Consider the following 12,342-nt stretch of genomic DNA (forward strand, 5'->3'; position numbering starts at 1 on the left):
CAGATATTATCACAGCTTGTGATGCTTATACTTGGATTGATGGAATAACCTATACCTCAGATGAATTTGCCGCGACCCATACATTAACCAACGCCGTTGGCTGTGATTCAGTGGTGACGTTAAATTTAACGATTAATGAAAGCACAACAGGGATAGATTTTATTGAAGCATGTGAATCGTATACTTGGATTGATGGGTTAACATACACCTCGGATGAATTTGCTGCGACATATACACTAGCGACGGTTGATGGTTGTGATTCTGTAGTAACATTAAATTTGACCATTCATCCAGCGCCATTAGTCGAAGCACTTGCGTCGAGTGGGACAATTTGTTTTGGTGAAACAGTAACGTTAACGGGAGCAGGAGCTGCAACTTATACATGGGATGGTGGCGTGCTAGATGGAGTACCGTTTGAACCAATGACCATCGGAACGAGTACTTTTACAGTTACAGGAACGTCGGCAGCAGGTTGCGAATCTACTGCAAGTATTTCTATTGTGGTAGAAGATTGTAATACGGTTGATCCAGCATTTGAGATTAATGGAGCTTTATGTGTAGGAAACTGTGTTCAAATAAATGATTTAAGTACTGGTGGTCCAATTGCCGGTTATGAATGGAATTTTGGAGCAGAAATAAGTCCTTCAACATCGACGGAACAGAACCCAGAGATTTGCTTGACAAGTCCTGGAGTATATATCATTGAATTAATTACGACAAACATTAATGGATCGACCTATACAACAACAGAAGAGATAATTGTGCATGACCTTCCAGATTTAGAGGCGAAATACGATACAATTATAGATTTAGGTGGTTCCGCTATGTTAATCGCCAACTCATCAGAAGAGGGTGATTATTCGTGGTCACCAGATAAAACAGTGGAGTGTTCGGACTGTCCGATAACCACAGGTCATCCGATAGAAGACGAAACGTATACTGTTATTTTCATTGATGAATTTGGTTGTAAGACATCTGATAGCGTTAGTGTGTTGGTTAATTTTATTGAAGGCATTGGTGTTCCAACAGCATTCTCACCAAATGAAGATGGTATTAACGACGTACTTTATGTTAAAGGCTATGCTATCACTGCAATGAATTTTAAAGTATACAATCGATACGGAGAATTAGTGTTTGAAACAGATCAACAAAACATAGGTTGGGACGGAACATACTTGAACAGAGCTGAAAATCCAGGCGTATTTACATGGGTTTTAGGTTACCAACTTAATAATGGTAAACGCGGTGTTTTAAAAGGCAATACAACTTTAATGCGATAAGAGTTGGATTAAAGGTAGTCATTGATTTGTGTCATAATTGAGTTGCAAAACTCTCATACTAGTTTGTTTAAATTTGACTTTTTACTTTGTAGAACACATATAATCATGTTGTTGTTCGAACATGCTTGTCTAAATATTGTAGACGTTTCTGTCTAAATTTTGTCTTGTTCGTTAAAAACTGATAAAAATCATCTTTGCGTATAACATTCGCTTTCGGATAAACTTCCAATAATCTGTCTATTTGTACTAGATAAAAGAAAGAACAATGCAGATTATTGTCATACTTATTTTCGTTAGTCTCGTGCTTGCAGGTCTCTTTTTGGGAGCTTTTTTGTGGGCAACTAAGTCAGGTCAGTTTGATGATTATCAAAGTCCATCAGTTCGTATTTTATCGGAAGAAGAAACCATAGAAAACGAAATCACAAATTATGAGTAGTACAAATGTTGCTTCTTTAGAAGCAGAGAAATTTTCTTACGACAATAAGATTGTTTCGAAATTTGCCCACGCAACTGTTATCTGGGGTGTTGTGGGGATGTTGGTAGGTCTTTTGGCAGCCCTTCAATTGGTATGGCCAAGTTTAAACCTAACCTCTTGGTTAACCTTCGGTAGAATTCGTCCACTGCACACTAATGCAGTGATTTTTGCCTTTGTGGGAAATGGAATTTTTACCGGTGTTTATTATTCACTTCAGCGTTTGTTGAAAACAAGAATGTGGAGTGATAAGTTGAGTAATATTAACTTTTGGGGCTGGCAAATTATTATTCTTTCTGCGGTTTTAACCTTGCCATTGGGGTATACCACTTCAAAAGAATATGCCGAATTAGAATGGCCAATTGATATTGCAATTACTTTGCTTTGGGTGGTTTTTGGATGGAACATGTTTGCAACCATCTTAAAACGACGTGTTAAACATTTGTATGTGGCTATTTGGTTTTATATCGCAACATTTGTAACAGTTGCTGTTTTGCATATTGTTAACTCTTTTGAGTTTCCAATTCATTTTATGAAGAGTTACTCATGGTATGCTGGTGTTCAAGATGCACTTGTGCAATGGTGGTATGGGCATAACGCTGTAGCCTTTTTCTTGACCACGCCTTATTTAGGGTTAATGTATTATTTCGTGCCTAAAACGGCAAATCGACCGGTTTATTCGTATCGATTATCCATTATTCACTTCTGGGCACTAATATTCATTTATATCTGGGCTGGTCCTCACCACCTTTTATACAATGCGCTACCAGACTGGGCTCAATCCTTAGGTGTTGTATTCTCAATTATGCTAATCGCGCCTTCTTGGGGAGGTATGTTAAATGGTTTATTGACATTACGAGGAGCTTGGGATAAAGTTCGGGACAATGTAATTCTCAAATTCATGGTGGTTGCAATTACCTGTTATGGTATGGCAACTTTTGAAGGTCCAATGTTATCACTTAAATCTGTGAACGTTATTTCGCATTTTACAGATTGGACAATTGCCCACGTGCACGTAGGAGGTTTAGGCTGGAACGGAATGTTGACATTTGGAATGTTGTATTATATCATACCAAAAATTTATAAACGTGAATTATATTCTAAAAAATTAGCAAATACACATTTCTGGATCGCAACTTTAGGAATTTTACTTTACGCAATTCCGATGTATTGGGCTGGATTTACTCAAGGGTTAATGTGGCAAGATTTTAATCCTGATGGAACTTTAGTTAATAAAGACTTCTTGGATACGGTGACTAATCTAAGACCTTTCTTTGCGATGCGTTCTGTTGGTGGATTACTGTTCATTGTTGGTGCGGTATTAATGGGATATAACCTATTAAAAACTGCTCGAGCAGGCTCGTTAATTGCAAATGAAGATTGTGAAGCAGTGAATGGAAATATTGCTGTTGGAAAGGTAAAAGGAGAGTACTGGCATAAAGTAGTGGAGAGAAAACCTGTTCGTATGTTAATTCTCAGTTTGTTAGTGATTTTGATCGGAGGAATTGTAGAGATCATTCCAACTTTCTTAATCAGTTCAAATGTACCAACAATTTCGAGTGTTACTCCATACACACCATTGGAGTTGGAAGGTCGTGATATTTATATTAGAGAAGGTTGTAATAACTGCCACTCGCAAATGGTAAGACCGTTACGATTTGAAACGGCGCGTTACGGTGAATATTCTAAAGCGGGAGAGTTTGTTTATGATCACCCTTTCCTATGGGGGTCAAAACGTACAGGTCCTGATTTGCACAGAGAGGGTATCGGTAATAAACAAAATCGTCCTGATTCATGGCATTACCTGCACATGATTGATCCAGCAAGTATTTCGCCAGGAAGTATAATGCCGACTTATGAGTGGATGGTTGAAGATGATATTGATCGAAGTTATACGCTTAAAAAAGTGGATGCAATGCGCTCAATGGGTGTTCCATACCCTGAATTTACTGAAGAAGCTTTGAATGATTCAATGGACGTTCAAGCCGTAAAAATTGCCAATAATATTTTGACAGATGTAATTGGCGATGACTATACGCCAGAAGAGGTTGAGTCTCTAAAGAATAAAGAGATCATTGCTTTAATTGCTTACCTGCAGCGATTAGGATCTGACATTCATAAGAAAGTAGAAACGGAAGAAGTAATTACCGAAATCGAAGAAAATTAAGATTATGCTTAAGTACATTAAAAATCACATGGAAAGTATTGATGGAATCGAAGTGTATCCATTGGTATCTCTAATCATATTCGTTGCTTTTTTTCTTGGCCTATTTATTTGGGTTGTGAGAATGGATAAGCGGAAATCAAGTGAAATGAGTCAATACCCTTTAAACGATTAATAAGATGGAATTTCAAACAATTTTTTGGGCCTTAATAGTTTGTGCAATTTTACAAGCAGTGGCTATTTATATGGTGGGGCAATCAATAAAAACAATTATTAATACAAAATCCTTTAGAAAAGGAATTTTAAACCGGGATGAAAAGAAGGATGGAGCAAAAATTATAGGTTTCTTAATACTTGTGTTAGCGGGCGGAATGGGTAATATTGCATTTGCGCAAGAGTTAGAGCCAGCTGCGGAAGGAGTAGTTGAAGTTGTAGCTGGGCATCCATTTTACAATCGTGTAGCAATAAATATCCTCTTAGTAATTAACTTGTTTATGACAGGGGTATTGTTATACATGCGAGGGTTGTTCAAAAATTTCTATAAAATCAGTGCATCTAAAGAATTATTGGCTTCACAAAAGCGTGTCAAACGTGTACGGGTAAATAAAATCTTAACTGATGCTGTACCATTAACTGAAGAAGAATCCATCTTGCTTAACCACGATTATGATGGTATTATGGAGTTGGATAATAATCTACCGCCATGGTGGAAATGGGGATTTTATATTTCTATTGTTGCAGGTATTATTTATTTAATGAATTTCCATGTATTAAAAATATCACCACTTCAAGCGGAAGAATATGAAATTTCAATGCAAGAAGCAGAAATTGAGGTTGCGGAATACCTTAAGGCTCAAGCTTTAAATGTTGATGAGTATTCGGTTGTTCCTTTAACCGATATTGGAGACATTAACAGCGGAAAAGAGTTGTTCAATCAATATTGTGTAGCGTGTCATTTAGAGACAGGAGCTGGGGTTGTAGGGCCAAACTTAACGGATGATTATTGGATTCATGGCGATCAAATCAACGACATATTCAAGACTATTAAGTATGGTGCTGAAAATGGGATGAAGAGTTGGAAAGATGAACTAAACCCTGTTCAAATGCAGCAAGTTTCGTCTTATATTTTAACCTTAAGAGGGACAAACCCTCCAAATCCAAAAGAACCTCAGGGAGACTATTATCCTCCAGCAGGAGGGGCAGATAGCGTTACAGTAGAATTGGCGATAGATTCGCTTACGAATAATGCAATGAAAGATTCACTCGAAAACGAATAATAAGAATCATGTCCGAAGAATTTCGCGATAAAATATCAACAGTAGACGAAAAAGGGAAGCGCGTATGGATTTTCCCTAAAAAGCCAAGTGGTAAGTTTTATGACCGACGAAAAATTGTTAGTTATCTTTTACTTGCCTTACTTTTTAGTGGACCGTTTATAAAAATTGACGGCGAACCATTGTTAATGATCAATATTATTGAACGGAAGTTCAGTATTTTTGGTCAAATTTTTTGGCCACAAGATCTATATATATTCGCGTTGGGGATGATTGTTTTTGTGGTGTTCATTATTCTCTTTACAGTAATTTTTGGAAGACTTTTTTGTGGTTGGATATGTCCACAAACCATTTTCATGGAGATGGTTTTCCGCAGAATAGAGTACTGGATAGAAGGTGATCGAAATTACCAAAAGAAGCTAAGTCAAATGCCGTGGAATGCGGAAAAGATTCGCAAAAGAGGATTGAAAAATGTAATCTTTTTTATCATATCTTTTTTGATCGCAAATATTTTTCTCTCTTACATTATTGGGTATGAAGCGGTATTGGCAATAGCCTTGGATTCTCCCGCCAATCATGTCGGAGGCTTAGTGGCACTCTTACTTTTTACATTTGCATTTTTCATGGTGTTTTTGAAATTGCGAGAACAAGTTTGCACCACTATTTGTCCATATGGTCGTTTACAAGGGGTGCTTCTTGATCGTAATTCGCTAAATATCATGTATGATTATGTTCGCGGTGAGAAAAGAGGTAAATTTGATAAGCGAAAAGATCGAAAAACGGAAGGTAAAGGAGACTGTATAGACTGTAATCAGTGCGTAGTGGTTTGTCCGACTGGTATTGATATTCGGGATGGCGTTCAATTAGAATGTGTCAACTGTACAGCCTGTATAGATGCCTGTGATGCGATGATGGACAAGGTTGGATTGGAAAAGGGTTTAATTCGATATGCATCTGAAGCAGGAATTGCTGAAAAGAAAAAGTTTAAATTCAACACTCGTGTCACTGCTTATTCCATATTGTTAATCTTATTGATGGGCGTATTAGTCAGTTTAATTGCGGTAAGAGAAGATTTTCAAACGACTATTTTAAGGACGAGGGGTACTTTATTCGAAAAGCACGAGAATGGTAGAGTCAGTAATATTTATGATGTTACAGTTGTGAACAAAACGAATGATACTATACCAGTAGATTTCCGTTTACTAAACCTTGAAGGTGAGTTACAATTAATTGGAGATCCAATAATCCTGTATCCACGTTCCAATGCTAAATCAAAGTTTATGATTTATTTAAAGCGGATGGATCTAACAGGAATGAACACTGAATTGGAGATAGGGGTTTTTAGCGGAGATGAAATGGTAGATGATATAGAAACAACATTTATAGGACCGAAATTATGAAGTTTAATTGGGGAACAGGAATAACAATTTTTTTAGCCTTATTTATGGGCTTTATTTTGACAATGGTTGTAATGGCGCATCAAACTAAAACTGACTTGTATGCAGAGGATTATTACCATCAAGAGGTGAATTATCAAGATAAAATTGACGCAAAGGTGAATGGTGAGATATTTATCGAGCAAGTCAATTTTGATGTAACAAGTAATGGTGATTTTATGATGTCTTGCCCAGAATCAATTTTGGGGGCAAATGAGGTAGAGATTTATTTTTATAGAGCTAATAATGCGGAAGATGACCGTCGCTTTAGTTTGAATAAGTTCAAAAAAAGTCCCGTAATTATTCGTAAATCTGACCTTGTTGAAGGGATTTATAAGGTTGAATTGACATGGAAAAATAAGAATAAAACACACCTGGTTGAGGGGGAGGTAAACTTATAGTCATGTACTGGTCAGCGTTTTTAATCGGAATTTTGGGGAATTTTCATTGCATTGGAATGTGCGGTCCGATTGCGCTGAGTTTACCAATTGGCAGGTTGTCAGCTCCAGAGAAGGTTGCACAAGTCTTACTTTACAACCTTGGTAGGGTTATTGCTTACGGGTTTTTAGGTGGTCTAATTGGCGTCTTTGGTCTTGGTTTGCGTTATGTCGGTATTGTTCAGACGCTTTCCATTATTTCCGGTGGTTTTTTAATCATATTTGGATTTTTCACCCTTCCTTTTGTAACTATACGATTCAAAGGAAGTTCTTTAGCGATTGGGAAATGGATCAAGAAACAGCTGGGGTATTATATGCAACAACGGAAAGTCAGTACATTATTTTTTGTAGGTTTTTTCAATGGATTATTGCCTTGCGGTTTGGTATATGCAGGTTTAATTGGTTCGCTTACTGCTGAGTCATGGACAGGTGGTGTTGTTTATATGATGTTGTTTGGATTAGGGACTTTGCCTTTTATGTTGGTTTTGCCGTTTGCAGGTAGCCTCATTTCTATCAGAGTTAGAAATATCATGCGTAAATCGGTGCCTTTTGCACTTATATTGTTTGGATTGTTATTTGTTGTACGCGGTGCAAATCTAGGTATACCCTATCTCAGTCCAAAAATTGAAATGGCTGATGAAGCTTCTCCATCAAATAGCTCGGATAAGGCACAACAACCAGTTATGTATTGTCACTAGCTTAAAACCAATCCTTCTAATTCCACTAAATTTTCAATTTCAATCGTTCGACCTGAAATAGAAATTAGACCATCTTTTTTCATTTCTGATAAAATTCGAATAAGTGATTCCTTTGCTGTTCCAGCCATGTTGGCCAAATCTTCTCGCATTACGGAAATTGTTTTTAACGAACCATCTTCATTTTTTCCCAGTTTAACTAATATGGCAGCAACTCTTTCTCGAACGGGGGTATAAGCTAATTGTAAAAGCTGTTCTTCTTTTTTACGAACATTTCCAGCTAATTTTTTTATAAATTGAACGGCAACATCACGATTGGTTTGCACAAGTTTTTTAAAATCATCTTTAGGTATTATAGTGACTTCGGACGATTCCATTGCGATAGCAGACTCACTTTGTTCACCATCTTCTAAAAGCGCGATATAGCCAAAATAACTACTAGGATAAATCAGTTCCGTTACAAACTCTTTCCCATAATTATCTGTTTTTACGCATTTAATACACCCAGATTTAAGAAAGTACAAGTAATTGGCATAATCTCCCTCTCTGAAGATCGGCTCTTTCGCACTGTATTTCTTTTCTTTTCGGTCTATGCAAAGGTTGTTTAGTGCTTGTATTGCTTTAGTGTCATTTACAAATTCATGTAAATCATTTGAATTGGAGTTAAGTTTCTGAAGCTTTTTGCTACGCTCAAGCCGTACTTCAATCGATTGAATAAGATCAGACTCATCGAATGGTTTTATGATGTAATCATCAGCTCCAAGGTTCATTCCCTTTCGAAAATCTGCCCTTTCACTCTTTGCGGTAAGAAAAATGAAGGGAATAGAAGCCGTATCAGGATTTCGGCTAAGGATATTCAATACACCATAGCCGTCCAGTTCAGGCATCATGATGTCACATATTATTAAGTCTGGACCAAAGGAATCTATCTTTTTAATCCCGAGTTTTCCATTTTCGGCAACATCTATTTCAAAACCAGCGAGCATTAGAATTTCTGCCGTATTCTCGCGTATTTCAAGATTGTCCTCAATGATGAGAATTTTCGGCTTTTGCTTCATAACATGTGTTTTAGGTGGTTGTAATTTTTTTTATACTTACGTAAATATAGTAAGCTTCCACCTTAAATTCGGTAAATGAATGCAAGAAAATCTCGGTAACAAAGGAACTAGAGAGTTACTGTGTGATTATCAATAAGATATTTGAATTACGTTTTGTAACATCTCTCGTAACACTGCGCATGAGCAATTTTGAGAAGAAGTTACGGTTGTGCGTGATCATTGATAAAACTTCTGCTTCGTTCTCGTCCATCCAATCTTCAATTCCAATAGTTACATCTTGGTGTTCTTTTAGATGAATTGACTGGTCTTCTCCACCGATATGAATTTTCTGATCGTAATATGACAAATCCTTTTCTGATTGATCATTGATGTGAAAAAGTTTTATATCAGCCCCAAAATTCGAGGCAATTTTTTCAATTTTAGCAACAGAATCTACATTCATTGGCTCTTTTTGATCTAATCCAACCGCTACCGTGTTAATTTCTTTGTAAGCAAGTTCGTATGGTACAATCAATAGCGGTTGTTTCAGTTCACCAATAAATTTTAACGTTTGTTTTCGCTCTAAAATTTTATCAATACCATGACGCGATTTACTCGTCATAATAACCATATCCGATTTAGTGCGATCCAAAGCACGATTTAAAGCCAATTCAAAATATCCATATGCTAATTCGACATCGATGTTAATGTTTTGAGTTTTTAACTTTTCCTGATTCTCTTGGATAAATCGATCTAATGCAGATTTTGCTTCATCATAAATGATATCATCTACATTTAAAACTAATGTTGCTCCACTTTTCCTAGGCTCAACTGCATGAAAAAGAGTTATGTTGGTTTCATCTCCTTTAAAAAAATTAAATAGTCGCGGTAAAGAGTTTAATGATTCTTCAGTTAAGTCTGTCGGTATAAGGATATTCATTACAATAGTTTTTTGTCAAATTTACATCAATTAACTTGCTGGTGAAAATGATCAATAACATACCAAAAGATGATAATTATCACTTATTCAATTGGTTTTAACATATTAGCAATTGGAATACGAATGGTGAAGGTTGTGCCGCTATTTACTTCACTTTCAAATGTTATGCTACCGCCCATTAAGTCAACATATCGTTTTACAATATTTAGCCCTAAACCTGTACCTTGTATGTTGGTAACATTTTTCGCCCTAAAAAACCGGGAAAAAAGTTCTTTCTGTTCGTCCTTTGGAATACCGATACCATAATCTTTTACTTGCGTTAAAAATTCTGTTTTGCTCGTATACATTGTAAAATCAATGAAGTCATCATCTTTCGAATATTTGGTAGCATTGGATAGCAGGTTCAAACAACAGTTTTTTAGAATGATTGGATCACAATTTATGGTATCAAATTCAAACTTAAAATCAGTGATTAATGTCTGATTTTCTTTTTTAATTGCAGAAAACTCTTCGTTTAATTCTTGGGTAAAATCGTATAGGTTAATAGGTTGATTTTTAAATGTTGCAGCTCCAGACTCTAACTTGTCCAAGGATAAAAAATCATTTAATATACCAGTCAAGTTAAAAACAGAACGCTTTATTCGCTCAATATGCTTTTCTCTTTGAGATTGTTGTGTTGCTTCGGGGTATTTCCCTATTATCGTAGCTGACGAAATAATTGTACTTAAAGGCGTTCTAAACTCGTGTGAGGCCATCGAAACAAATCTCGACTTCATCTCATTCAGCTCCTTTTCCTTGTTTAAATTGTCCTGCATTTCTAATTCAGCCTTTCTTTGACTAGTAACGTCTAATTCTACCAATAGTGCCCGTTTATTGGCGTTTAAACTTAAGTCTAAGGGGACGCCGTGAATAGTAAAATGACGGTTTTTATCGGTAAGATCGTAGCGAATAGATTGTCCAGCTATTAATTTCTCCAACTCAATTATAATGGCATTTTTATCTTTTTCCGGGAGCCTATTTTTAAAAGATAGTCCTATTAAAGATTGGTCTGTCAAACCCATTTCACGAATGAGACTTCCATCTGCCCATTCGATAATGAAGTTATCATTTACAACATAAATATTTCCATTTGGAAAGTTTTCAGCTATTGATCGCAAGAGTTTGTTTTGGGCATTTATTTCAGCTGTTCTAAATTGTACTTCTCTTTCTAATTCGGTATTTAGTTTTAAAACTTCGGCTTCAATTTTCACACGCTCCGTAATATCAACAATAAATGCAATGACCTTTAATTCATCATTTTCCTTAAAGTGGCTAAGACTAACCTCTACTGGAAAACTTGAACCATCTTTACGAACTGCACTCAAATTTTTTCCAATTCCCATACTTCGCGAAGTAGGGTTTTTGCTGTAGTTATCTCGATGATTAACATGATGTTTCCGTAGCTCATGAGGAATTAGTATTTCGATTTTCTGCCCAAGTAATTCTTCTTTTGATTGATATCCAAATAGTTTTACAACTTGAGGATTAACCATTTCTATTGTTCCTGACTTATTAGCGACCAATAGTCCTTCTTTGCTGTTTTCAAATATTTGTTTGTACTTAGAATCCATCATTGTAAATTGAATATGAACAAAGAAAACGATTTTATTGGATGAATAAGGTAAGAAATGTTAAGGGGATGGATGATTTTTGTTAGTTATACTATTTAGCTTAGCGTTTTTTTAATGGAATGAAAAAATTCACTCGTCTCTAATAAAAACAAGTAAATCTACTCAAAAGTAATTCTTTTCCTTAGTTCAAACCGACCGTTAATAAAGTTCAGTTTGATTTTCAAATAATTCCAATTCCAAACGGCTAATTTAGTCCGCAAATTACACATGAAATGATTAAAAATAGTACGCTTATAATTGCGGGACTTGCATTAATTGCTAGTTGCGAATCACAAACAAAAACCGAAGAGCAAAAAGAAGAATTAATTGAAGTAATTGATTCGACCGAAGAAAATCAAAACAATTTAATTGTTGATGAAAAAGCGGAAGAAAAAAATTTTACAAACTTATTTTTAGAAGATTATGGCGCTTTTGAAAGTCGAGAAGAATTGGCAGACTATTTTGGTGAAGAAAACATTGAAACAGGGGAGAGCTATTATGATGAAGGGATGTTGAAATTTGAGCATAGTATTGTAACAAATCCAAAAAATGGACATGTTGTTAAGGTATTATGGGAGGAAGATTATCCTGACAAAGTTAATTCGATAGAGGCAAGTTATAACCTGTATGATGATGAGTATAACTTGATTGGTAATCAAATTCTAAGTTCCAAAGAGGGTATCTTCTTAGGAATGTCTTTAAAAGATTTAGTAGCGTGGAATGATAACGAGCCTATCAAGTTTTCTGGTTTTGCCTGGGATTATCATGGAGGGATCTTTCAAAACGACAGCTCTAAAATAAATCAAACCAACTTGGTGCTAAACCTTGATTATTTTGATGAAGAAGGTATTCCCAACGAATATCTTGGTGATGTAACTTTGTCTTCTTCGGACCAAAACGTAATGGAAGCGCCTATTGTTGTGGGTAGAATCACCATTAGATTTGACAAGGAGTAATT

At 35.9% G+C, this 12,342-nt stretch carries 12 protein-coding genes; 9 read left to right on the forward strand and 3 right to left on the reverse strand.

Going from position 1 to position 12,342, the window contains the following annotated elements; all coding sequences use genetic code 11:
- The 8 genes from A8143_RS07965 to A8143_RS07995 form a co-directional block, all read left to right on the forward strand.
- Nucleotides 1-1,280, forward strand: a 1,280-nt coding sequence (locus A8143_RS07965; RefSeq protein ID WP_139134303.1) for a T9SS type B sorting domain-containing protein, incomplete at its 5' end; no start/stop codon positions are given.
- Nucleotides 1,281-1,545: 265 nt separating this feature from the next.
- Nucleotides 1,546-1,716 carry a cbb3-type cytochrome oxidase assembly protein CcoS gene (gene ccoS / locus A8143_RS07970; protein WP_066758187.1) on the forward strand — a complete coding sequence of 57 codons (171 nt, stop codon included), beginning with the start codon at nt 1,546-1,548 and terminating at the stop codon, nt 1,714-1,716.
- Nucleotides 1,709-3,919: a cytochrome-c oxidase, cbb3-type subunit I gene (ccoN, locus tag A8143_RS07975; RefSeq protein WP_066758189.1), complete on the forward strand. Its 2,211-nt coding sequence runs from the start codon at nt 1,709-1,711 to the stop codon at nt 3,917-3,919. Before ccoS ends, ccoN begins: the two co-directional genes overlap by 8 nt.
- A gap of 4 nt (nt 3,920-3,923) precedes the next feature.
- The gene (locus tag A8143_RS16600; protein ID WP_083261281.1) at nt 3,924-4,091 is read left to right on the forward strand and encodes a cytochrome C oxidase subunit IV; all 168 of its coding nucleotides are present in this window, start codon (nt 3,924-3,926) and stop codon (nt 4,089-4,091) included.
- Nucleotides 4,092-4,095: 4 nt separating this feature from the next.
- The gene (locus A8143_RS07980; protein WP_066758192.1) at nt 4,096-5,193 is read left to right on the forward strand and encodes a cbb3-type cytochrome c oxidase N-terminal domain-containing protein; all 1,098 of its coding nucleotides are present in this window, start codon (nt 4,096-4,098) and stop codon (nt 5,191-5,193) included.
- Nucleotides 5,194-5,201: 8 nt separating this feature from the next.
- A complete protein-coding gene (ccoG, locus tag A8143_RS07985) occupies nt 5,202-6,590 on the forward strand; it encodes a cytochrome c oxidase accessory protein CcoG (RefSeq protein ID WP_066758195.1) in 1,389 nt (462 codons plus the stop codon).
- Nucleotides 6,587-7,027 carry a FixH family protein gene (locus tag A8143_RS07990; protein ID WP_066758198.1) on the forward strand — a complete coding sequence of 147 codons (441 nt, stop codon included), beginning with the start codon at nt 6,587-6,589 and terminating at the stop codon, nt 7,025-7,027. The genes ccoG and A8143_RS07990 overlap by 4 nt, the downstream gene beginning before the upstream one ends.
- A gap of 2 nt (nt 7,028-7,029) precedes the next feature.
- The gene (locus A8143_RS07995) at nt 7,030-7,761 is read left to right on the forward strand and encodes a sulfite exporter TauE/SafE family protein (RefSeq protein WP_066758201.1); all 732 of its coding nucleotides are present in this window, start codon (nt 7,030-7,032) and stop codon (nt 7,759-7,761) included.
- On the opposite strand, the gene A8143_RS08000 is transcribed toward A8143_RS07995, so the two are convergent.
- The 3 genes from A8143_RS08000 to A8143_RS08010 all read right to left on the reverse strand — a co-directional run bounded on the left by A8143_RS08000 (nt 7,758) and on the right by A8143_RS08010 (nt 11,345).
- Entirely contained in the window at nt 7,758-8,816 is a 1,059-nt protein-coding gene (locus A8143_RS08000; RefSeq protein WP_066758204.1) for a response regulator, read from the reverse strand. The genes A8143_RS07995 and A8143_RS08000 overlap by 4 nt on opposite strands.
- A 115-nt stretch (nt 8,817-8,931) precedes the next feature.
- Nucleotides 8,932-9,735 carry a universal stress protein gene (locus A8143_RS08005; protein WP_066758207.1) on the reverse strand — a complete coding sequence of 268 codons (804 nt, stop codon included), beginning with the start codon at nt 9,733-9,735 and terminating at the stop codon, nt 8,932-8,934.
- An 83-nt stretch (nt 9,736-9,818) separates the two neighbouring features.
- Complete coding sequence (locus A8143_RS08010) at nt 9,819-11,345, reverse strand: sensor histidine kinase (RefSeq protein ID WP_175437514.1); 1,527 nt, start codon at nt 11,343-11,345, stop codon at nt 9,819-9,821.
- 272 nt (nt 11,346-11,617) lie between these two features.
- Here A8143_RS08010 and A8143_RS08015 point away from each other — a divergent pair, with 272 nt between their 5' ends.
- Nucleotides 11,618-12,340: a hypothetical protein gene (locus A8143_RS08015; protein WP_066758209.1), complete on the forward strand. Its 723-nt coding sequence runs from the start codon at nt 11,618-11,620 to the stop codon at nt 12,338-12,340.
- Nucleotides 12,341-12,342: the final 2 nt, after the last annotated feature.

Source organism: Crocinitomix algicola, from assembly GCF_001661595.2.
GTDB lineage: Bacteria > Bacteroidota > Bacteroidia > Flavobacteriales_D > Crocinitomicaceae > Crocinitomix > Crocinitomix algicola.

Excerpts from the sequence above, each read along its gene's own strand:
- ccoS (WP_066758187.1), top strand. The coding sequence starts at position 1,546 with ATGCAGATTATTGTCATACTTATTTTCGTTAGTCTCGTGCTTGCAGGT.
- ccoN (WP_066758189.1), top strand. The coding sequence starts at position 1,709 with ATGAGTAGTACAAATGTTGCTTCTTTAGAAGCAGAGAAATTTTCTTAC.
- A8143_RS16600 (WP_083261281.1), top strand. The coding sequence starts at position 3,924 with ATGCTTAAGTACATTAAAAATCACATGGAAAGTATTGATGGAATCGAA.
- A8143_RS07980 (WP_066758192.1), top strand. The coding sequence starts at position 4,096 with ATGGAATTTCAAACAATTTTTTGGGCCTTAATAGTTTGTGCAATTTTA.
- ccoG (WP_066758195.1), top strand. The coding sequence starts at position 5,202 with ATGTCCGAAGAATTTCGCGATAAAATATCAACAGTAGACGAAAAAGGG.
- A8143_RS07990 (WP_066758198.1), top strand. The coding sequence starts at position 6,587 with ATGAAGTTTAATTGGGGAACAGGAATAACAATTTTTTTAGCCTTATTT.
- A8143_RS07995 (WP_066758201.1), top strand. The coding sequence starts at position 7,030 with ATGTACTGGTCAGCGTTTTTAATCGGAATTTTGGGGAATTTTCATTGC.
- A8143_RS08000 (WP_066758204.1), bottom strand. The coding sequence starts at position 8,816 with ATGAAGCAAAAGCCGAAAATTCTCATCATTGAGGACAATCTTGAAATA.
- A8143_RS08005 (WP_066758207.1), bottom strand. The coding sequence starts at position 9,735 with ATGAATATCCTTATACCGACAGACTTAACTGAAGAATCATTAAACTCT.
- A8143_RS08010 (WP_175437514.1), bottom strand. The coding sequence starts at position 11,345 with ATGGATTCTAAGTACAAACAAATATTTGAAAACAGCAAAGAAGGACTA.
- A8143_RS08015 (WP_066758209.1), top strand. The coding sequence starts at position 11,618 with ATGATTAAAAATAGTACGCTTATAATTGCGGGACTTGCATTAATTGCT.